Consider the following 23,450-nt stretch of genomic DNA (forward strand, 5'->3'; position numbering starts at 1 on the left):
AATGAGAATAGACAAGGAGGATATGATGGTTCCTTATTGTGCCGAGGTGTTTTGCGGCTTCGCAGGTTTGGAAGACTTGCGTGGCTTGAAGAGGAAGAGGTCGATGAGTCTGTTGGACTTACGACGCATGACAAGACCAACACCCGTCTTCATGAGTTGTCCTTCGAGGGGATCGCGGCTGTTGCGATCATAGAAGAGACGCACATAGCGTGTGCTGTTGGGGTCGAGACGATATTCCAAGGAGATGTTGTCAATCACCGATTCGGCAGTGGTCACTTGATCAGCTCCCGAGGAAACTTTTCCGCCGATGACCACGCGCATACGATTGTTCAAGAAACGCTTGGAGAACTGGAACGAATAGTCTGTGGTGGAAGCGCCAGAAGAGCTGACACCATTTTCCATGCCGAACGACATATCAATGGTTGAAAGCGCCTTACCGGCAATGTTTTGTATTTCGCTTTGCAAGAAAGCATTGAGCGCATTGGATGCCTTGAAACCACCAGTGGACAAATTATCGTCGGTGATGTACATGCCTGTGGCGAGCAAGGCAACAGCGGCTTTGCCACGCTCCTCGGTGCTCATTGACGCCAACTGATTTTTGATGGTCAAATCTTCGGGTGCTTCGATGATGAACTCTAGTCCCATGTCTTCGAGGGTGCGTGAAATCTTGACACCAGCTTCAAAGTTGACCGCACGCTGATTGTCGTTTTCGGTGACAATGCTCTTCACGCGCTCGGTGGCAGTGATGTTGAGTGTGGGATTCATCATGGCTCCGGTGAACTCGACGTAAGAGCCAGAAGCCAGCGTGAAGGTGCGGAGCGGAATGACGGGGAGTTCGTAGTTCATCTTACCCTCGTTGAGCGTGAGACGTCCCGTGAGTCGCATTTCGCCTTCGGGAGGCATGCGCAAATCTAGATTTCCTTCCCCAGAAACATCGACATAACTTTCGCCATTGGGGGTGAGGAAGCACTGGAAACGCGCCCCTTGTCGCAGGCGAATGGTGAGGGCTATGTCCATGCTCGAAGAGGAGGCTTTCTCCTCGGGTACAACGGCAGCAAGAGTGTCGGAGAAGTCGGTGAAGGTGACCAAATCGGACAAGTCGTTTCCACTGCTGAGCGGAGAATTGGTGAAGAGATAGGTGACATCGGTCTTGTCCAAGACGGTGAGCAAACCGCGCACGGTCATCTTGGAGGGTGTGCCTTGGATGTTGGCAGCAAAGTTGGTGAGCACCTTGCCATAAACCAAGGATTCGCGATTGCGCTTCGTGTCGATGACGGGGAAGTTTTTCGCGATCATGTCGATGTTGAGATATGCCGCATCGGGATGTTCGAGATTGAGGATTCCCGACATTTTCAGCGGACTACCATCGGCAGTGGTGAGGGCAAAGTCTTGGAGTTTCACCACGGAGTTGTGAATCTGGACGGTGTCGGCAGCGAATGTCAAATCTACGCCATAGACATTGCTATAAAGATGAGCTTTGTCGAAGGAGAGGGCACCATTGATGACGGGTTTTTCAGCCGTTCCCACGATAGATAGTTCTCCATTGAGGGCTCCCTTCATCTTGGTCTGCGTGCCTTCCAGGAAAGCATCCATCATGCTCATGGGCAACGACTTGAGTTTGACATTACCTGCAAATGATCCTTCGCCTTTCGCATAATAAGTGCCGGATGCCTCAGCCACTTCTGAGCCATTGAACATGATAAAAGCATCGGCTTTGTGATCGCCTTCGCGAGTGGGTTGATAGGAGATTTCTGCTCCTAAATCGCCCATCTCCACACCTTGGTAAGCAAACTTGCGCGCTTCGGCAGTACCTACAGCAGAGAACACGCGGTCTTGCTCGACGAGGTGGAAATCGGCATTGAGCACCCCTCCGATGGGTGGGAGATAGGGCATCACATTTGCCAACTCACCGAGGTTCAAACGATTGATTTCTATCGCAATGTCATTATTATAAAGGCTGTCGGGCTCTTCGGCACGGAGCATCAAGCCTGTGCCGTCGTCTGCTAACAAACGGACATCGGCTTTCAAGCGACGATCATCGCCCCAGAACACAAAGTTGTCGGGATTGATGGTGAACTCTCGATAGGCTACAATGGCTTTTTCGGGTGTGAGATGGAAGCGCATACCCCCTTGTGCCATTTCCACCTCAGCACCAAGCTGGAGTCCGGTCTTGTTGGTAGCATCGACGAAAGCTACTTCGGCTTTCACACCATGCTCCAAAAGTCCGCTTTGCAGGGTGGCAGTGAAAGGATTGGGGTTCTTGCGCTTGTCGTTGTGGACCATTGCGGAGAATTGCAAACGATCGTCCACATGCTCCAACTTTCCGTGAATGGTGTCGATGACGAGGGCACCATGTTTGAGTTGTCCCACTGCAAGCGAACCATTCAACCCTTCGCGTGCATTGGCATCGAGATGGATTTTGAAGGAGGTGACCTCGTATTGCAGATAGCGCAGCAGGTTGCTGATGATGTTATTGTGCGCTCCCACCATGTGGAGGGACATATTGGGCAAGTGCTTTCTCAAAGCATGCTGATCAATGCGTTGATGCTTCAACTGAGCTTGCGCGACTTTCGCCAACTCAGCTCCCTTTTTGCCTATCTGCTCTAAGCCGCCTCGAGCGGAGAAGTCGAGAAGCATGTCACCAGAATAAGCTTGCAGTGTGGTGGTGTCAGGCTGCGAACGGAAGTTGAAATCAATGTCGCGCGCTAAAATCGCTCGTTCGGGCGCAATCAAACGAAGGTGTCGCATGGAACCTTTCGCCGATAAGTGCTTCATGTCGGACGTGGCTTCCAGATTTCCCTTAAAACTACCTCCAAACGTGAGGGTGTCTTCCATGCCAGTGAGACGGCGCAGATCGAGTTTGTCGAGTTGCACATCCACGGTTGCGGCATAGCGTCGATGAAGTTGGGCATCTATGCTGCCACGTCCTTCGATGAGGGGATTGTTGGCAGAAAAATCGACCAAAGCGTGAGTGCCACGGAGTGCCCCTTTCAAACGGATGCCATCGAGGGGATAGCGATCGTAGCGGAAACTGCGAATGTCGGCAGTGGCTTGCAGGTTGCTGCGCACGGCGAGTGGCGTGAACCCTTGTCCATGCACACCAAAACTTCCGGTGAAGGGCGTGAGGGGTTGCTCCTTAATAAAGTGGTGGAGGGGGAAATTATGCACATTGACTTCGGCATCGTAGCGCTCGGTGTCGGTGTTGACGGAAGCACGCGCGGTGATTTGTCCTTGTGCATGCTGGAAGGTGGCATTGGTGCGATAGTCGGCACCGTTGAATTGCAGATGTCCGAGAGCGGAGAGTCCATCGGGAAGATGGAAAGTCTGGGCTAAATCGGGGGGTAGCAAGGGACGAATGCGCTGGGAGGACTGTGAATTGAGGGAGAAATGGAAGTCTCCACTACGACGCTTGTCCATGGCATTGCGCACAAAACCATCTGCTGCAACACGCGCCAAACCAGCCACTTCCACCGAAGCACGTTGCACAGCGAGATGGCGCATATTGCCTTCGGCATTGAATTGCAGTTCTATTGGATTGCCTCCAGTCAATTTGCGACTCATTTCAGCCATTTGTCGGTGTTGTGCTGCTGAGATATAGGGCTTCAGTGCGGAGAGCACATCAACCATGCCCACACTGGCTTGTGATTTGAGCGAGAAACGTCCTTTGCCTGTGGGTTGGAACGCAGAGTAATCGGCTACGAGCGAAGCGGTGAGTTGAGAGTTAGGGGTAGATATACGCAGATTGGGAAGACTTACCCATGTGGTGTCTCCCTCGATTTTTCCGCCTAAGTGCGTCAAATAAAAATCATGTTTTCCTTCTCTCAACGAAAGGTGTTGCACATTTGCCAAAAATCGCCCTTGTGCATCGTAGCTCACTCCGCTAGCTTTGAGGTCTATCCCCGTAAGTGCGAACAGCGCATCGGCAGGTAACGGACGACGCGTCATGTTCATGCTGGCTGCTCCTTGCGAGAGGGTGAGAGATTGTACACGATAGTCTTTCTTTCCCAAGTCGAAATGTCCTTTGATCATGCGTGCATCTTGCAAAGCTGCTACAAGATGAAGACTGTCTCCTGGCATGGATAGGGCTATCCTACTCCGCTGTATCTGAACATCTTGCACATCAATCACCCAAACCACGGGCTTAGAGGTGGTGTCTTTTTGGGCGGTGTCGGCAAGCGCAACGGTGAGGTCTGCACCATCAAGGCGAGCACGATTGAGCGTGAAGATGCTTTGCTTCCAGTCTGCTCCTTTTGCCTCGGCAGAAAAAGACTGGATGCGGCCTTTCACTCCCACATCGGGGATAAGACTTTTTGAGTTGATGCGAGCATCTGTCAAATGAAATCCTTCTATGTCGGCTCTTCCATCTAGCAAGGGCAAGAAAGCAACATCGAGGTGCAAGTTTTGGGTAGACAGTAAGGTGTCGTTTGTTGCATCTTGTGCCACCATGCCTTGCACGTCCAAGTTGAGGAAGGGGGTAAGATGCACTTCTTCCACTTTCACCCTCACTCCCATGGATTCCTCCAAAGAAGCCGACACACGCTCCACTGCCCACCGCTGCACGGGGGGAAGATAAAGCGCAATGATGGGCAATAGCAGTAGCACCAACAAGATGGCAAGAGTTATACTAAAGATTTTGAGCGTTTTTCGAGGAGAAATCATTGACGATATTCGCAATTTAGAGAGCAAGTGAGATAGCGCAACGAAGGAGGAATCCCCTCATTGAGAGAGATTTCCTCCTCGTTACAAACGAATCGTTTAGCCTTTATAGTGGAGGTGGAAACCTGCCACGGCTGCAATGGCTTTGCGGAAGATGTCGAGACTGAAGTTCTCGTTGGGAGAGTGGATGGCGTTGCTCTCAAGTCCGAAGCCCATCAAGATGGTTTTCACGCCGAGCACACGTTCAAACTCGCTGATGATGGGGATGCTTCCGCCACGACGCACAGCAAGTGGTCGCTTGCCAAAGGCTTCGGTGAACCCTTCTTCTGCGGCTTTATAAGCTGGAAGTGTGATGGGGCAAGCATAACCTTCTCCACCGTGCATGGGAGTCACCTTGATTTTCACGCATTTGGGTGCAAGACTTTCCACATAATCAATGAAGAGTTGTTGGATTTTCTCGTGCTTTTGATGAGGCACCAAACGGCAACTCACCTTGGCATAGGCTTTAGAAGGAAGCACTGTCTTGGATCCTTCGCCTTGATAACCGCTCCACATGCCGCAAACATCGAAGCTAGGACGACAAGCATTGCGCTCGATGGTAGAATATCCCTTTTCACCACGCACTTCTTCCACATCGATAGACTTTTTATAGGCTTCTTCATCGAAAGGTATGGAAGCAATCATGGCGCGCTCTTCTGCTGAAAGTTCTTCTACATCGTCGTAGAATCCAGGAATGGTGATGCGTCCATTCTCATCGACCATCTTAGCAAGCAGTTCGCAGAGCACGAGGGCTGGATTGGCAACAGCTCCTCCGAAATGTCCAGAGTGCAGGTCGCGATTAGGACCAGTGACTTCGATTTGCCAGTAGGCTAAGCCACGAAGTCCCGTGGTGAGCGAGGGAAGATTAGCAGCCAACATAGAGGTGTCGCTCACCAAAATGATGTCGCTACGCAGGAGATCGCGATGCGCTTCCAAGAACCCTACGAGAGAGGGACTACCGATTTCTTCTTCTCCCTCAAGAATGAACTTGACATTATGGCGCAAGAGGTCGTGCTTCACCAGATACTCAAAGGCTTTTACCTGCGTGAACGACTGTCCTTTGTCATCATCAGCTCCGCGTGCCCAAATGTGTCCGTCGCGAATCTCGGGTTCAAAGGGATCGGAGTGCCAAAGTTCGAGAGGTTCGGCAGGCATCACGTCATAGTGTCCATACACCAACACAGTAGGCGCAGAAGGGTCTACGATTTTCTCACCATAAACAAAAGGATTTCCCTCGGAAGGAATCACTTTCACATTGTCTGCACCAGCTTCGGTGAGCAGTTCTTGCCAACGAACGGCACAACGCTCTATGTCGCCTTTGCGCTCGGGATGCGCACTGATGCTAGGAATGCGGATGAGCGAGAAAAGTTCTTCGAGAAATCGCGGTTCATTGGCGGCGATATATTCTTGTATCGTAGTCATAAGAGAGAATATTTAGGTTATGATGGACTATTTCTTGGGAAGAGGCATCCAAGTCAGGGTCAATTCATTGGTGGTGACGAGTTTTCCAGAGAGGTAAAGCTCATAATGCACCTGCACCTCGGCATGTGCTTCCGTCACTTCTTGCTGCAAATAGGTGGCTTTCGTGGACATAGCAAACTCTCCTTGTGGTGTGACGTAAGTGCTCTCCAAAAGATCGCCCACACGGAAGAGGAGGCGCGATTTTGTGTCACCATCTCGCGACACCGACACCCACAAATCAGCCCCTTGCAGCGCTGTTTGTCCGTGATTCTCTGCATCAGTGTAACGCACCGACCAAGTGCCGTTATCACGAAGCGCAGCCATAGCGCGACCTTCGTAGCGAATCTCATCGTGCTCGCCCTCGGTGTTGGTGGTGCGCAAAATGGTTTTGAGAAAAACGGGATAAATCATATTGGTTATTGAGTAAAAACAGCCTAATTGAAAATAAACGGCTCTTCTTTCGAAGTTAAATCACTCTATTTTCTTTATGATAAACTTCCCTACAGGTTTTATTGAATCAACAACAGTAGATGCTATGGAATGAGAATTTACCATCAAGATAAACGAGAGTCTAGCGTCAACACATTAGTAGCTTATAAAAACAGAGAAGAACCATCCCCTTATCGCGCCATTTCGGCAGCAATATCGTTGGTCAACTGCACAAACTCCGCAACAGAAAGTTGCTCAGGACGTTTTGTCAAAAGCGGTTGTGCCAGGAACTCAGCATGATCGCTGCCACAGTTGCGTTCCGCATTAAGTTGCGCAAAGAGCGGTTTGAGACTTCCGCGCATCATCTTGCGACGTTGATTAAACGCTGTCTTCACCACACGGCGAAGCAAACGCTCATCACATCCGCAGTCTTCTACATTATTGCGGGTCATACGCACCACAGCACTCTTCACCTTGGGAGGAGGATTGAACACCCCTGGTTCGACAGTGAAGAGATATTCCACGTCATACCACAACTGCACCAAGACACTCAAGATGCCATACGTCTTATTGCCTGGCTTAGCCGCAAGACGCTCTGCCACTTCTTTTTGAATCATGCCTGTGCAGCAGGGAATGAGGTGGCGATAGTCGAGCATTTTGAAAAAAATCTGGCTCGAGATGTTGTAAGGATAATTACCCGTAAGCACGAACGAGCGTCCGTCGAACACGTGTTCGAGGTGCATTTTCAAGAAGTCGTCCTCAATGATGCCCTCAGCTTCGAGTTGCGGATAAGCCTCACGGAGGTAAGCCACACTCTCAAAGTCAATCTCTGCCACTTTCACCTCACGCTCTTTCGGCAGGAGGTATTGTGTGAGCACACCCATACCAGGTCCCACTTCCAGAATGGGAAGTTCGGGACAAGCATCCACCGTGTCGGCGATGGCACGTGCCACATTCAAATCTTTCAAAAAGTGCTGTCCAAGGAATTTTTTCGGGCGTACGGATTTCATTCTACGAAATAATTTGTATTTTTGCGGTAGCAGGAGCAGTCAAATGTCCCCATTTAATACGGAGGCTCAACCCATCCTGCAAAGCATTGTGGGCGAAATCTTGCACCATAAAGTGTGATAAGATGCCCTGCAACGGCAAATTTACAAAAAAACTCTGATTCGAGTGAAGCAAGTCCTCAACATATTCAAGATTCTATTGCCTTTTGTCTTCAGCATTGGCATATTGTGGTGGATGTACCGCGAACTCGACTGGGAAAGCGTACTCACAATGCTCCAAGCCACGCACTGGGGATGGATGTTTATCTCACTGCTCTTTGGCATTGTGCCACTTGTGCTTCGCGCGCTGCGCTGGAAAATTGCCTTGCAGCCACTTCAGGAGCGTCCTTCCACACGCATCTGCGTCGATGCCATCTTCGTTTCTTACGCTGCAAGTCTGATCATCCCCCGCGTGGGAGAAATCACCCGTTGTGGCACCTTGAAGAACTATGCAGGCACCTCCTTTTCCAAAGCCCTCGGCACGGTGGTGGCTGAACGCATGGTAGATGCGCTCTTGATGCTCCTCATCGCGGTGCTTGCTCTCTGTTTGCAATTACCACAATTTCTGTCTTTCTTGCAATCCACAGGCACAAACGCCCACGACATCTTGGCGCGATTCACCTCCACAGGCTATCTCGTCACTGCCATTTGCATCATCGTCGGCACTGGATTTGCCATCTTCCTACTGGCAAAAGTGCCCTTCTTTCAGCGAGGTAAAGACAAGATGCGCAGTTTCTTTGATGGAGTTTCCTCCCTGCGCCATCTGCGTCAACTTCCGCTCTATCTGCTCTATAGCATCGGCATTTGGGTGGGCTATTTTCTCCATTTCTATCTTGCCTTCTTTGCTTATCAAAGCACCAGTCACATCGACATCATGGCTGGATTGCTCATCTTTAGCGCCGGCACCTTTGCCGTGCTCGTGCCCACCCCCAATGGTGCCGGACCATGGCACTTCGCCGTGAAGACGATGCTCGTGCTTTATGGCGTGGCACAAGCTCCTGCCGTTTTGTTTGCCCTAGTGGTACACACCATTCAAACAGCACTCGTCGTGCTCATGGGAGCTGTGGGTTGGGCAGATTTATTCTCCATGAAAAAAACAACTAAAATCAAAGGAACCGTTACGACTAAGCCTTAATGCTTCCTCTTAATACTTATCACTATGAGCGAAATTCTCAAATTGCAGCCCGAAGCTATCTGGCGCAACTTCCATCTCCTCACCCAAGTGCCACGTCCTTCTGGACACTTGGAAAAGATTCAACAGTTTCTCCTCCAATGGGCTGCCGAACGCAACATTGAAGCCTCGCTCGATGATGCTGGTAACATCTTGATGTACAAGCCTGCTACTCCTGGCATGGAAGACAGAAAGATGATCACCCTACAAGGTCACACCGACATGGTGCCTCAAAAGACACCAGACTCTCCCCACAACTTTGAGACGGACCCCATCGAAACATGGATTGATGGCGACTGGGTGCGTGCGCGCAACACCACGTTGGGTGCTGACGACGGCATGGCGATTGCCACCATCATGGCGATTTTCGAAGACGACACCATTCCCCACGGACCTCTCGAAGCTTTCATGACTTCCGATGAAGAAACCACCATGCACGGTGTCACTTACATGAAGGACGGTCTTTTGAAAGGCGACATCCTCATGAACCTTGACAACGAGGTGCATGGCGAACTCATGACTGGTTCTGCTGGTGGTATCAACCTCAGCGCAGAACTCGAATACCAAGAAGTGGCTCCCGATGCGGAAGATGTAGCTGTGGAAATCGTGATTGGCGGTCTCCGCGGCGGACACTCTGGTTTGGAAATCAACGAAGGTCGTGGCAATGCCAACAAACTCTTGGCACGCATCGTCACAGATGCCATCGCCAACTTTGAAGCTCGTTTGGCTTCTTGGAAAGGCGGCAACATGCGCAACGCCATCCCCCGCGATGCTCACGCAGTGCTCACCCTCCCCAAGGAGAATGTAGCAGAATTGCGCGAAGTGGTGCTCGGAGAATGGCTCACCGACTTGACCGACGAATATGGTCTCATCGAACCCAACCTCACACTCCAAGTGAACGAGGTAGCTCTGCCTGCTGCCATCGTGCCCGAAGCGGTGCAAGACAATTTGGTCAACGCCATCCTCTCTTGCCACAACGGAGTGTTGCGCTTCATTCCCCATCTCCCCCGCATCGTAGAAACATCAAGCAACTTGGCAATCATCGAGATTGGCGAAGGCAAAGCCTTCTTCAAAGTTCTCGTGCGCTCTAGTGCCGACTCCATGCGCCAATACTGCGTAGACACCCTCGAAGCTGGTTTCTCTATGGCTGGCATGAAGGTCACCACCGATGGTGCATATCCCGCATGGCAACCTTCGCCCAAGAGCGAAATCGTGGAACTCATGACCGAGGTTTACAAAGATCTCTTCAACGAAGACCCCAAAGTCACTGTGGTACATGCTGGTTTGGAATGCTCCATCATCCTCACCCACTGCCCTGGCATGGACGTTGTTTCCTTCGGTCCCACTTTGCAATCGCCTCACACGCCCAATGAGCGTTGCAACATCCCCTCTGTGGAAAAGTACTGGCGTCTTGTGCTCGAAACACTCAAGCGCGTGCCTAAAAAATAAGCACCTGCACTTTGCAGCATAGCTTTTTATTCCATCGCCCTCTTCAGTATTCTCAGCTGGAGAGGGCATTTTTTGTGAAATCCTTGGCTGTTTCATAGGGAGTTCGTAATTTTGTTGCAACAAACGAACGTGCGCTCGCGCTGTCGCTCCTTACCTCGTTGAGAGCGGCACACCGACCACGCTCTCCCACCTCTTAAAATTCATTCAGATGAAATCTATTCGCTTAGAAATCAACAACGCCACTTCTTTCCTCGCCGCTGGTGCACTTGACGAAGTGAGCGCAAACGTACCTGCCGCTCAAAAGGCACTCGAACAACAAACCTGCCCTGGCAATGACTTCCTCGGCTGGATGCACCTTCCCTCAAGCATCACTCCCGAGTTCTTGGGAGAAATCAAGGCTTGCGCACAAACTTTGCGCGAAAACTGCGACACCATCGTCGTAGCCGGTATCGGTGGTTCTTACCTCGGTGCACGCGCCGTGATCGAAGCACTCGGCAACCAATTTGAGTGGCTCACCAACGATGGTTCTAATCCCGTGATTCTCTTTGCTGGTAACAACATCGGCGAAGACTATCTCTTCGAACTCTGCGAATATCTCAAGGGCCGCAAATTCGGTGTCATCAACATCTCTAAGAGTGGTACGACCACCGAAACTGCCCTCGCTTTCCGCCTCCTCAAGAAGCAATGCGAAGACCAACGCGGCAAGGAAGTAGCGCGCAAAGTCATCGTTGCCGTTACCGATGCTAAGAAGGGTGCAGCTCGCATCACTGCCAACCAAGAAGGCTACACTTCATTCATCATCCCCGACAACGTGGGTGGTCGCTTCTCTGTCCTCACTCCCGTAGGTTTGCTCCCCATCGCTTGCGCTGGTTTCGACATCGACGCGCTCGTGCAAGGTGCCACTGATATGGAAAAGGAATGCAGCACCGACGACAACATCGCTACACAATATGCTGCAGTCCGCAATGCCCTCTACCGCGCTGGCAAGAAGATCGAAATCCTCGTCAACTATCAGCCTAAGCTCCACTTCATGAACGAATGGTGGAAGCAACTTTATGGCGAAAGTGAAGGTAAGGATGGCGTAGGCATCTTCCCTGCTGCCGTAGACTTCACCACCGACCTCCACTCCATGGGACAATGGATTCAAGAAGGTGAACGCAGCATCTTTGAAACGGTGATTTCTGTGGAAACTCCTCGCCACAAAGTGCTCTTCCCCCACGATGAAGAAAACCTCGATGGTCTCAACTTCCTCACGGGTAAGCGTGTGGACGAAGTGAACAAGATGGCTGAGCTTGGCACTCTCCTCGCTCACGTTGATGGCGGTGTGCCCAACATGCGCGTGGTGCTTCCCGAACTCAACGAATACTACCTCGGTCAGCTCATCTACTTCTTCGAGCGTGCCTGCGGTGTGAGCGGTCTCTTGCTCGATGTCAATCCTTTCAACCAACCAGGTGTGGAGGCTTACAAGAAGAACATGTTCGCGCTCCTCGGCAAACCTGGTTATGAAGCTGAAACAGAAGCTATCCAAGCTCGTCTGAAATAAGTTTCATTTTTCTATCACTATACTGCGACCCCACCGTCCTCCCCAAGAGTGAGGTGGGGTCGCTGCTTTTATCTACTGATTTCTCGCATACGGTTCTTTTCATGTCCAATACCTTCGCTTCTGCTATCGCCCGATATTGGGCGCAACATCCTGATTTCCTAGCCCAAGCCACCGCTTCTTCACGATTGCTCGCTGCGAGTGTAGAAGGCTCTGCCACTACTGCTGAGGCTTGCCCTGCCCTCCTCCCTCTCCGCGCCACCCTCTTCGACATGGATGGGGTGCTTTTCGATTCCATGCCAGCGCACGCAAAATCGTGGGCACAGGTGTGTCGCGAATTTGGCTTCGACATCGAAGAACAGGAAATCTACATGAACGAAGGGCGCACAGCTTTCACCACACTCAATGTGTTTGCACAGCGACAATTCGGACGTGACACCAATCCAGAGGAAGTGGAACGCGTGTATCAGCGCAAGTGCGAGATTTTCAACACCTTCCCCACGGCTCCTAAAATGCCAGGAGCACAAGAACTCCTCGACCAAATCACCGCCGACCGACTCACCCGTGTGGTGGTCACTGGTAGCGGACAAGCTAGTTTGCTCGATCGCCTCACGCGCCACTATCCTGGCATCTTTGCACCCGAACGCATTGTGTCTTCGCTCGATGTGAAGCATGGCAAACCCGATCCCGAACCTTATCTCATGGGGCTGGAGAAAGCTGGGGTACAACCTTGGGAAGCCATCGTGGTGGAAAACGCACCTCTCGGTGTGCGCGCTGGTGTGGCAGCTGGCATTTTCACCATTGCAGTCAATACGGGTCCACTGCCCGAAAGCGCGCTCTTAGACGAAGGGGCTCATCTCCTCTTTCCCTCTATGCAGGCTCTGGCAGAAGCATGGCAACAACTGCGCCAGCTCTTCGGACTTGCACCCCAAGACTAAACAGCGGCAAGAATCGACTTGCGCTTACCTGCCTATCCTTTCCCTTCTTCTAGCTCCCATGACTATGATACACACCATTGCGCTCTCCCTTTTAGAAGGACTCACCCAAAACAAGACACTCACCTTGTTGCGACAAACCAACGATGCGCAACTCATCTTTGAGCAACCTGATGTGGCTTTGGCTGATTTTGCCCCGAGTTTTCAACAAGAGGTGAAGCAACTACTGCGCACCAATGGGGCAAAGGCGCTACAGAAGGCGCAAGCGGAATGGGAGTTTTGTCAAGAACACGGCATCCGCCCCATTGCCATCACCGCGAGCGACTATCCGCAACGGCTCAAAGATTGCCCCGATGCGCCTGCGGTGCTCTTCTATCGGGGGGCAGCGGAATGGAATGTCCCTCACGTGCTTTCCGTCGTAGGCACGCGTCGCATCAGCCCTTATGGCAAAGACCTCTGCCGGATGTTTTGCCAAGAACTTGCGCGCTTGCTTCCCGACACACTCGTGATCAGCGGACTGGCTTATGGCGTGGACGTGCATGTGCACAAGGCTTGTTTGGATCAGCAACTCCCCACCATCGGGGTGTTGGCGCATGGACTGGATCAAATCTATCCTGCGGCTCATCGCAACACCGCCTGCGAAATGTTGAAGAATGGCGGTCTGCTCACGGAGCACCCACGCGGTGTGCGCCCCTTTGCGGGTAATTTCGTCCGCCGCAATCGCATCGTCGCTGGCATGGCAGATGCCACCATCGTCATCGAGAGTGCCGACCATGGTGGTGCCCTCATCACTGCGCGCTTAGCAGGCGAATACAACCGCACGGTGTGTGCCTTCCCTGGGCGAACCACCGACAAGTTTAGCGAAGGTTGCTTGCACCTCATTCGCCAACGTCGCGCGGAATTGGTCACCTCTGCCACTGATGTTCTCGAACTGCTCAACTGGATTGAACCGGCTCAGCCCGATGCACCAGTGCAACTCGAACTTTTCGGACCTCAACTCACGCCCGACCAACAACTGATGGCGCGTGTGCTGCAAGACAACGATGGTTGCACGCTCTCACAGCTCATGCTTCACACGGGTTTTGACCTCCCCAAAATCAATACCCTCGTTTTTGAACTCGAGATGCTCAACTGTATTTCGCTCTCCTCAGGTAATTGCTATCGCTGGAAACCTCAATAGCCTTCCCCTTTCTTCCACATTTCCTCACCTTGCCCCCTACTTTATATGGGTACATATCGACCCAAAGAGTGAAAAATCGGCGAAAAAGTGACAAAACTTTTTGAGAAACCATTGTTTTTGCAATGCAAAGATTTCAAAACACGTTTATTTCGGATGTTTTGTAGATTTTCGACACAAGGCTCCGTAACCTCATCGTTGCGGAGCCTTGTGTATCTTCTCCCTTTTCCCTAAATCTGCTCTACCGCGCATAAGCTACTTTTCGCTCCTGTCTAGAATTTCAAAGTCCACTTCCTTTTGTCCAGCAAAATCCCTGGTCAGTTTTAACCCCAATCGGTCATTAGATTCTGAACGGATTTTATTTGATTGTTGAGCAGATTGTTTACTGTTTGATCGAAGTCGTAGCGGGCTACGTCGAGAACAAACGAGAAACAAGATGCCAACAAGAAAATGAAATAGGTCAGGAAGCGATCTTTTCAATTTTGACTAGCGCTATTGCGGTCTAATGACCGATTGGGGTTTAGAGGGTAGGGCACGAGCCATGTGGGATGAAACGGAAGGTCGCTTTTGTTCCAATTTTGCACCCCTTTATTGGGCGTTTTTCTCACGCGCGTGTGACGCGCGTACGTTACAGGGATTTCCACTTTTTTGCTTTCACAACCTTCACAGTACCGCCCAAAATCCACCTCAAAAACCGCAATTTCTAACGTGTCTTCTTTCCTCCCCAAATCAGCCTTTTTTCCTCCCTTTCCAGCACTCAAACACCACTCTTTCACGAACTCTGTTCCTATTACCCTCATAAGCTCCTCATCTACTGCTTCTTACGATCGGTTTTGTGAAGGTTGTGAAAGCAAAAAGTGCAAATTTGCAGGGTGTGCGCGTGCGCGCACGCGCGAGAGCCCCATTTTTACCCCTCATTATGTTGTGATTTTCTCTCCTCCACTCCGTCTCCACTTTCCCTCCCATTTGAGAGCATAAAAATCACAGTTTCCAACCTCAAAATTCACCGAAGATTTCCTCTATATTATTCGATTTCACCAAAAGTTCATTATCATCCACCAAAAACTTTGCTCTCATCGAGCAAAAGATCTCTCCCATCAAGCAAGATATTTTCTCCCACGAAACAAAAAAAACGTCGGAGATAATTCAAAAAATCTCCCACGTTTTTCAAAAAACGTCCGACGTTTTTTCAAGAATCTCCCACATTTTTAACTAAGCAGAAAGGGAACATCCACAAACACCTAAAGTATATGATAGAATCAACGAGCATATACAAAGATATCACGCTAATCGTCAAGCATAAGTTTAGGTATTCCCTTAATTCCGCAGTATTTTTTCTTGTGAGAAAATTTTATATGTTGAGATGTCTTTTGGGGTTCTATATGTTGATATGAGGTGTTTCGGTGTTTCTTGGGTCTTTTCTAAGTATAAAATCCCCCACCCAAACCAAAGGGGAAGTATGATAACTACAAAGAAATACAGTTTATTCAATGAAGACCTCAGCGTAGTAGATTTTATTTGTATATAGGTTCAGAACGTTCAGCCTTCCAGTGCGCACCCATTTTTCTGGCACGCTGACAAAATGCAGGATAAAGGCTTTCAGCCTGCTTGTCTTTTTTCAATGATTTGACCTTATCGCTGATATTACGGATGAGATAGAGATAGAAGTTCTTCTGCATGGCGGTAACCATCATGAAAACCAATGTTCTCAGCCATAAAGGAAAAGGGCAGATGCGACCATCCGAAGTCATTGTTCTGTATGTCGGAGTTCTTTTCGCTTGCTCCACGCTCATTATAAAATGTAATGATGTCTTTCTCTGTAGATGTCCAGTTATTGGTAAGTATACAGCGGTATGTGTAAATTACTCCGTACATGTCCGTCCGTTGCTTGCCCTCCTTGTCTTTCAAAGGACTACGTTGTACGACAAGCCTATATGACTTTCCTTCTATTAAGTTGTCCATGCTAAGGGATGTGACATCGCATTTCTCATAGCCAACTTCAACGCTCTTCCATTCTTTCTGCTGGCGGAACTCCTCACATCGGCTGCCGCAGTTGGCTGCACGTATATAGAACGTGTTGCAGCGCTGCTCTACGGTTTGGATAATTTCCTTTGAGAACGACCCGCAGTCGGCATGGAAACGCTCTATTACCACACCAAGTTCTAGGTTACACGGTCCATAATGCGACGGAGCGTGTCTTCTTGATGGAATCTCACATTGGTGTTTCCGTCTCGATTCTCACCTCCGACAATGATTCCCCCAATGGAAGCCCAACCAGGGGAATAGCCAAAATCCTGCTTGTAAGAATACTTTGCATCGAACTTGTGGGCTGGAACGAACTGGTGGTCAAAGTCCAGGTCAACATGGCTACCCACCTTTATAAGCCTCATCCTCCGTATCATTCGTAAAAGTAAGGTATTCAACTTCTGTGCCGTGTTGAAACTATACGACTTGTCGGAGGTTTCGCTCTTATAGACAATACTTTTCTCGGCAAGCTCCTTTAGTCCGCGCCCCAGAGTGTCGGCACCGGGTAATAGCGTATCAGGTCTCTGCTTGAACTGTCCTATAAGCACATTGATGTCCTCAAGGCATTCTCCACCACAAAGGTAGCTGAAGAAGAGAGAGCCGAAAATACTTCCATGGCTGAATGCTTTGCCGCTACTTCCACGTTTGCCCAATACGGATTCGGTAAGTTTTTCAAAGCCCAACTTTGAGAAAACGTCCATAATGTGATAAATTCCACCGAAAGAAGTGATATTCTCGTTTTTAATTGCTACCTTTGTCATGTCAGTTTTTTGCTTACTTGTTATGTTCGCAGCACCAAGATAGGTGAAATTTCTGACATATCCAAGTGTTTTGAGAACTTTGTTTCTCAGACACTTGGAGTTCTTACAAGAATTTATGCTGCGGAATTAAGGTTTTAGAAACATATTTTTCCGTAAAGTTATGTACCTTTGTCGGCAAATAAAGATATTCTCGTCAAACAAATATAAATAATATAAACATGAAAAAAAACAGAAAAAAACAAATCGTAGTTTTGAGTATAGCTTTAGTTTGCATTTTCATCTTGGTATTTTCATTGTTCCATAAATCAGCGACAAAAGATAGCGCAAATCCTCCTTTAACAAATGTTTTGACTGATAGCATTTCTCAAATTGTCTCAGCTTGTCCTGGCGAAATTGGTGTGGCGGTTATTGTTAATAACAGAGATACGGTTAAGGTCAATAATAAGAGTGTTTATCCTATGATGAGTGTGTTTAAGGTTCATCAGGCATTAGCTCTTTGTAATGACTTTGACAATAAAGGAATTTCACTTGATACCTTAGTAAATATAAATAGGGATAAACTTGACCCAAAGACTTGGAGTCCTATGCTGAAAGATTATTCAGGGCCAGTCATATCATTGACAGTGAGAGATTTGCTGCGTTATACTCTTACTCAGAGTGACAACAATGCAAGCAACCTTATGTTTAAGGATATGGTTAATGTCGCTCAAACAGATAGTTTTATAGCCACACTCATTCCTCGTTCAAGTTTTCAGATAGCTTATACGGAAGAGGAAATGTCGGCTGACCATAACAAGGCTTACTCTAACTATACATCTCCTCTTGGTGCTGCAATGTTGATGAATCGTTTGTTTACTGAAGGTCTTATCGATGATGAGAAACAAAGTTTCATTAAGAATACGTTAAAAGAATGCAAAACAGGTGTAGATAGGATAGCAGCTCCACTTCTTGATAAAGAAGGGGTTGTTATAGCGCATAAGACAGGTTCAGGTTATGTTAATGAAAATGGTGTTCTTGCAGCTCACAATGATGTTGCCTATATATGTCTGCCTAATAATATCAGTTATACCTTAGCGGTATTTGTTAAGGATTTCAAGGGAAATGAATCACAAGCGTCACAATATGTTGCGCATATATCAGCTGTAGTATATTCTTTATTAATGCAAACTTCAGTAAAATCTTAAACTGCACTTGCTTTGATAATTAATGATAAACAATCTAAAAGCACTCTAATCGTTATCGGAGTGCTTTTAGATTACTAATCAAATTGCTTCTATTATAACCTTAATTCCGCAGTATTTTTTCTTGTGAGAAAATTTTATATGTTGAGATGTCTTTTGGGGTTCTATATGTTGATATGAGGTGTTTCGGTGTTTCTTGGGTCTTTTCTAAGTATAAAATCCCCCACCCAAACCAAAGGGGAAGTATGATAACTACAAAGAAATACAGTTTATTCAATGAAGACCTCAGCGTAGTAGATTTTATTTGTATATAGGTTCAGAACGTTCAGCCTTCCAGTGCGCACCCATTTTTCTGGCACGCTGACAAAATGCAGGATAAAGGCTTTCAGCCTGCTTGTCTTTTTTCAATGATTTGACCTTATCGCTGATATTACGGATGAGATAGAGATAGAAGTTCTTCTGCATGGCGGTAACCATCATGAAAACCAATGTTCTCAGCCATAAAGGAAAAGGGCAGATGCGACCATCCGAAGTCATTGTTCTGTATGTCGGAGTTCTTTTCGCTTGCTCCACGCTCATTATAAAATGTAATGATGTCTTTCTCTGTAGATGTCCAGTTATTGGTAAGTATACAGCGGTATGTGTAAATTACTCCGTACATGTCCGTCCGTTGCTTGCCCTCCTTGTCTTTCAAAGGACTACGTTGTACGACAAGCCTATATGACTTTCCTTCTATTAAGTTGTCCATGCTAAGGGATGTGACATCGCATTTCTCATAGCCAACTTCAACGCTCTTCCATTCTTTCTGCTGGCGGAACTCCTCACATCGGCTGCCGCAGTTGGCTGCACGTATATAGAACGTGTTGCAGCGCTGCTCTACGGTTTGGATAATTTCCTTTGAGAACGACCCGCAGTCGGCATGGAAACGCTCTATTACCACACCAAGTTCTAGGTTACACGGTCCATAATGCGACGGAGCGTGTCTTCTTGATGGAATCTCACATTGGTGTTTCCGTCTCGATTCTCACCTCCGACAATGATTCCCCCAATGGAAGCCCAACCAGGGGAATAGCCAAAATCCTGCTTGTAAGAATACTTTGCATCGAACTTGTGGGCTGGAACGAACTGGTGGTCAAAGTCCAGGTCAACATGGCTACCCACCTTTATAAGCCTCATCCTCCGTATCATTCGTAAAAGTAAGGTATTCAACTTCTGTGCCGTGTTGAAACTATACGACTTGTCGGAGGTTTCGCTCTTATAGACAATACTTTTCTCGGCAAGCTCCTTTAGTCCGCGCCCCAGAGTGTCGGCACCGGGTAATAGCGTATCAGGTCTCTGCTTGAACTGTCCTATAAGCACATTGATGTCCTCAAGGCATTCTCCACCACAAAGGTAGCTGAAGAAGAGAGAGCCGAAAATACTTCCATGGCTGAATGCTTTGCCGCTACTTCCACGTTTGCCCAATACGGATTCGGTAAGTTTTTCAAAGCCCAACTTTGAGAAAACGTCCATAATGTGATAAATTCCACCGAAAGAAGTGATATTCTCGTTTTTAATTGCTACCTTTGTCATGTCAGTTTTTTGCTTACTTGTTATGTTCGCAGCACCAAGATAGGTGAAATTTCTGACATATCCAAGTGTTTTGAGAACTTTGTTTCTCAGACACTTGGAGTTCTTACAAGAATTTATGCTGCGGAATTAAGGTTTTAGAAACATATTTTTCCGTAAAGTTATGTACCTTTGTCGGCAAATAAAGATATTCTCGTCAAACAAATATAAATAATATAAACATGAAAAAAAACAGAAAAAAACAAATCGTAGTTTTGAGTATAGCTTTAGTTTGCATTTTCATCTTGGTATTTTCATTGTTCCATAAATCAGCGACAAAAGATAGCGCAAATCCTCCTTTAACAAATGTTTTGACTGATAGCATTTCTCAAATTGTCTCAGCTTGTCCTGGCGAAATTGGTGTGGCGGTTATTGTTAATAACAGAGATACGGTTAAGGTCAATAATAAGAGTGTTTATCCTATGATGAGTGTGTTTAAGGTTCATCAGGCATTAGCTCTTTGTAATGACTTTGACAATAAAGGAATTTCACTTGATACCTTAGTAAATATAAATAGGGATAAACTTGACCCAAAGACTTGGAGTCCTATGCTGAAAGATTATTCAGGGCCAGTCATATCATTGACAGTGAGAGATTTGCTGCGTTATACTCTTACTCAGAGTGACAACAATGCAAGCAACCTTATGTTTAAGGATATGGTTAATGTCGCTCAAACAGATAGTTTTATAGCCACACTCATTCCTCGTTCAAGTTTTCAGATAGCTTATACGGAAGAGGAAATGTCGGCTGACCATAACAAGGCTTACTCTAACTATACATCTCCTCTTGGTGCTGCAATGTTGATGAATCGTTTGTTTACTGAAGGTCTTATCGATGATGAGAAACAAAGTTTCATTAAGAATACGTTAAAAGAATGCAAAACAGGTGTAGATAGGATAGCAGCTCCACTTCTTGATAAAGAAGGGGTTGTTATAGCGCATAAGACAGGTTCAGGTTATGTTAATGAAAATGGTGTTCTTGCAGCTCACAATGATGTTGCCTATATATGTCTGCCTAATAATATCAGTTATACCTTAGCGGTATTTGTTAAGGATTTCAAGGGAAATGAATCACAAGCGTCACAATATGTTGCGCATATATCAGCTGTAGTATATTCTTTATTAATGCAAACTTCAGTAAAATCTTAAACTGCACTTGCTTTGATAATTAATGATAAACAATCTAAAAGCACTCTAATCGTTATCGGAGTGCTTTTAGATTACTAATCAAATTGCTTCTATTATAACCTTAATTCCGCAGTATTTTTTCTTGTGAGAAAATTTTATATGTTGAGATGTCTTTTGGGGTTCTATATGTTGATATGAGGTGTTTCGGTGTTTCTTGGGTCTTTTCTAAGTATAAAATCCCCCACCCAAACCAAAGGGGAAGTATGATAACTACAAAGAAATACAGTTTATTCAATGAAGACCTCAGCGTAGTAGATTTTATTTGTATATAGGTTCAGAACGTTCAGCCTTCCAGTGCGCACCCATTTTTCTGGCACGCTGACAAAATGCAGGATAAAGGCTTTCAGCCTGCTTGTCTTTTTTCAATGATTTGACCTTATCGCTGATATTACGGATGAGATAGAGATAGAAGTTCTTCTGCATGGCGGTAACCATCATGAAAACCAATGTTCTCAGCCATAAAGGAAAAGGGCAGATGCGACCATCCGAAGTCATTGTTCTGTATGTCGGAGTTCTTTTCGCTTGCTCCACGCTCATTATAAAATGTAATGATGTCTTTCTCTGTAGATGTCCAGTTATTGGTAAGTATACAGCGGTATGTGTAAATTACTCCGTACATGTCCGTCCGTTGCTTGCCCTCCTTGTCTTTCAAAGGACTACGTTGTACGACAAGCCTATATGACTTTCCTTCTATTAAGTTGTCCATGCTAAGGGATGTGACATCGCATTTCTCATAGCCAACTTCAACGCTCTTCCATTCTTTCTGCTGGCGGAACTCCTCACATCGGCTGCCGCAGTTGGCTGCACGTATATAGAACGTGTTGCAGCGCTGCTCTACGGTTTGGATAATTTCCTTTGAGAACGACCCGCAGTCGGCATGGAAACGCTCTATTACCACACCAAGTTCTAGGTTACACGGTCCATAATGCGACGGAGCGTGTCTTCTTGATGGAATCTCACATTGGTGTTTCCGTCTCGATTCTCACCTCCGACAATGATTCCCCCAATGGAAGCCCAACCAGGGGAATAGCCAAAATCCTGCTTGTAAGAATACTTTGCATCGAACTTGTGGGCTGGAACGAACTGGTGGTCAAAGTCCAGGTCAACATGGCTACCCACCTTTATAAGCCTCATCCTCCGTATCATTCGTAAAAGTAAGGTATTCAACTTCTGTGCCGTGTTGAAACTATACGACTTGTCGGAGGTTTCGCTCTTATAGACAATACTTTTCTCGGCAAGCTCCTTTAGTCCGCGCCCCAGAGTGTCGGCACCGGGTAATAGCGTATCAGGTCTCTGCTTGAACTGTCCTATAAGCACATTGATGTCCTCAAGGCATTCTCCACCACAAAGGTAGCTGAAGAAGAGAGAGCCGAAAATACTTCCATGGCTGAATGCTTTGCCGCTACTTCCACGTTTGCCCAATACGGATTCGGTAAGTTTTTCAAAGCCCAACTTTGAGAAAACGTCCATAATGTGATAAATTCCACCGAAAGAAGTGATATTCTCGTTTTTAATTGCTACCTTTGTCATGTCAGTTTTTTGCTTACTTGTTATGTTCGCAGCACCAAGATAGGTGAAATTTCTGACATATCCAAGTGTTTTGAGAACTTTGTTTCTCAGACACTTGGAGTTCTTACAAGAATTTATGCTGCGGAATTAAGGTTTTAGAAACATATTTTTCCGTAAAGTTATGTACCTTTGTCGGCAAATAAAGATATTCTCGTCAAACAAATATAAATAATATAAACATGAAAAAAAACAGAAAAAAACAAATCGTAGTTTTGAGTATAGCTTTAGTTTGCATTTTCATCTTGGTATTTTCATTGTTCCATAAATCAGCGACAAAAGATAGCGCAAATCCTCCTTTAACAAATGTTTTGACTGATAGCATTTCTCAAATTGTCTCAGCTTGTCCTGGCGAAATTGGTGTGGCGGTTATTTTTAATAACAGAGATACGGTTAAGGTCAATAATAAGAGTGTTTATCCTATGATGAGTGTGTTTAAGGTTCATCAGGCATTAGCTCTTTGTAATGACTTTGACAATAAAGGAATTTCACTTGATACCTTAGTAAATATAAATAGGGATAAACTTGACCCAAAGACTTGGAGTCCTATGCTGAAAGATTATTCAGGGCCAGTCATATCATTGACAGTGAGAGATTTGCTGCGTTATACTCTTACTCAGAGTGACAACAATGCAAGCAACCTTATGTTTAAGGATATGGTTAATGTCGCTCAAACAGATAGTTTTATAGCCACACTCATTCCTCGTTCAAGTTTTCAGATAGCTTATACGGAAGAGGAAATGTCGGCTGACCATAACAAGGCTTACTCTAACTATACATCTCCTCTTGGTGCTGCAATGTTGATGAATCGTTTGTTTACTGAAGGTCTTATCGATGATGAGAAACAAAGTTTCATTAAGAATACGTTAAAAGAATGCAAAACAGGTGTAGATAGGATAGCAGCTCCACTTCTTGATAAAGAAGGGGTTGTTATAGCGCATAAGACAGGTTCAGGTTATGTTAATGAAAATGGTGTTCTTGCAGCTCACAATGATGTTGCCTATATATGTCTGCCTAATAATATCAGTTATACCTTAGCGGTATTTGTTAAGGATTTCAAGGGAAATGAATCACAAGCGTCACAATATGTTGCGCATATATCAGCTGTAGTATATTCTTTATTAATGCAAACTTCAGTAAAATCTTAAACTGCACTTGCTTTGATAATTAATGATAAACAATCTAAAAGCACTCTAATCGTTATCGGAGTGCTTTTAGA

12 protein-coding genes and 3 pseudogenes are annotated in these 23,450 nt (G+C 46.9%); 8 read left to right on the forward strand and 7 right to left on the reverse strand.

All coding sequences use genetic code 11. The features are described from left to right. Window positions 1-33: 33 nt before the first annotated feature. The 4 genes from BQ2633_RS04005 to rsmA all read right to left on the reverse strand — a co-directional run bounded on the left by BQ2633_RS04005 (window position 34) and on the right by rsmA (window position 7,595). Window positions 34-4,659 (reverse strand): translocation/assembly module TamB domain-containing protein, encoded by a 4,626-nt coding sequence (locus BQ2633_RS04005; protein WP_075565270.1) that lies wholly within the window; start codon window positions 4,657-4,659, stop codon window positions 34-36. 96 nt (window positions 4,660-4,755) lie between these two features. Continuing rightward, a complete protein-coding gene (locus BQ2633_RS04010) occupies window positions 4,756-6,117 on the reverse strand; it encodes a dipeptidase (protein WP_075565272.1) in 1,362 nt (453 codons plus the stop codon). Between the two features lie 27 nt (window positions 6,118-6,144). Further along, window positions 6,145-6,567, reverse strand: a complete 423-nt coding sequence (locus BQ2633_RS04015; RefSeq protein ID WP_075565275.1) for a YwiB family protein — start codon at window positions 6,565-6,567, stop codon at window positions 6,145-6,147. A gap of 209 nt (window positions 6,568-6,776) precedes the next feature. Beyond that, on the reverse strand, window positions 6,777-7,595 hold the full coding sequence (rsmA, locus tag BQ2633_RS04020) for a 16S rRNA (adenine(1518)-N(6)/adenine(1519)-N(6))-dimethyltransferase RsmA (RefSeq protein WP_075565276.1): 819 nt from the start codon (window positions 7,593-7,595) through the stop codon (window positions 6,777-6,779). 163 nt (window positions 7,596-7,758) lie between these two features. Between rsmA and BQ2633_RS04025 the strand changes: the two genes are divergently transcribed. From BQ2633_RS04025 to dprA, 5 genes are all read left to right on the forward strand, one after another. Then, complete coding sequence (locus tag BQ2633_RS04025; protein ID WP_083233939.1) at window positions 7,759-8,766, forward strand: lysylphosphatidylglycerol synthase transmembrane domain-containing protein; 1,008 nt, start codon at window positions 7,759-7,761, stop codon at window positions 8,764-8,766. A gap of 24 nt (window positions 8,767-8,790) precedes the next feature. After that, window positions 8,791-10,251, forward strand: coding sequence for an aminoacyl-histidine dipeptidase (locus tag BQ2633_RS04030; RefSeq protein ID WP_075565279.1), 1,461 nt, complete (start codon window positions 8,791-8,793; stop codon window positions 10,249-10,251). A 208-nt stretch (window positions 10,252-10,459) separates the two neighbouring features. Then, entirely contained in the window at window positions 10,460-11,794 is a 1,335-nt protein-coding gene (locus tag BQ2633_RS04035; RefSeq protein WP_075565281.1) for a glucose-6-phosphate isomerase, read from the forward strand. A 101-nt stretch (window positions 11,795-11,895) separates the two neighbouring features. Next, window positions 11,896-12,729 carry an inorganic diphosphatase gene (locus BQ2633_RS04040; RefSeq protein WP_346048127.1) on the forward strand — a complete coding sequence of 278 codons (834 nt, stop codon included), beginning with the start codon at window positions 11,896-11,898 and terminating at the stop codon, window positions 12,727-12,729. Between the two features lie 64 nt (window positions 12,730-12,793). Continuing rightward, entirely contained in the window at window positions 12,794-13,906 is a 1,113-nt protein-coding gene (gene dprA, locus BQ2633_RS04045) for a DNA-processing protein DprA (RefSeq protein WP_346048129.1), read from the forward strand. 1,480 nt (window positions 13,907-15,386) lie between these two features. Here the strand turns inward: dprA and BQ2633_RS04060 are convergent. Continuing rightward, window positions 15,387-16,689 (reverse strand): annotated as a pseudogene (locus tag BQ2633_RS04060) (IS1380 family transposase). Between the two features lie 218 nt (window positions 16,690-16,907). On the opposite strand from BQ2633_RS04060, the gene BQ2633_RS04070 reads away from it, so the two are divergent. Continuing rightward, on the forward strand, window positions 16,908-17,873 hold the full coding sequence (locus BQ2633_RS04070; RefSeq protein WP_075565285.1) for a CfxA family broad-spectrum class A beta-lactamase: 966 nt from the start codon (window positions 16,908-16,910) through the stop codon (window positions 17,871-17,873). Between the two features lie 266 nt (window positions 17,874-18,139). On the opposite strand, the pseudogene BQ2633_RS04075 reads toward BQ2633_RS04070, so the two are convergent. Next, window positions 18,140-19,442 (reverse strand): annotated as a pseudogene (locus BQ2633_RS04075) (IS1380 family transposase). Between the two features lie 218 nt (window positions 19,443-19,660). Here BQ2633_RS04075 and BQ2633_RS04085 point away from each other — a divergent pair. Then, on the forward strand, window positions 19,661-20,626 hold the full coding sequence (locus tag BQ2633_RS04085; protein ID WP_075565285.1) for a CfxA family broad-spectrum class A beta-lactamase: 966 nt from the start codon (window positions 19,661-19,663) through the stop codon (window positions 20,624-20,626). Window positions 20,627-20,892: 266 nt separating this feature from the next. Here BQ2633_RS04085 and BQ2633_RS04090 read toward each other — a convergent pair. Continuing rightward, window positions 20,893-22,195: pseudogene (locus tag BQ2633_RS04090) on the reverse strand (IS1380 family transposase). 218 nt (window positions 22,196-22,413) lie between these two features. On the opposite strand from BQ2633_RS04090, the gene BQ2633_RS04100 reads away from it, so the two are divergent. Beyond that, the gene (locus tag BQ2633_RS04100) at window positions 22,414-23,379 is read left to right on the forward strand and encodes a CfxA family broad-spectrum class A beta-lactamase (protein WP_075565287.1); all 966 of its coding nucleotides are present in this window, start codon (window positions 22,414-22,416) and stop codon (window positions 23,377-23,379) included. The last annotated feature ends 71 nt before the right edge of the window (window positions 23,380-23,450 follow it).

Origin of the sequence: Ihuprevotella massiliensis (assembly GCA_900095835.1) — a bacterium.
GTDB lineage: Bacteria > Bacteroidota > Bacteroidia > Bacteroidales > Bacteroidaceae > Alloprevotella > Alloprevotella massiliensis.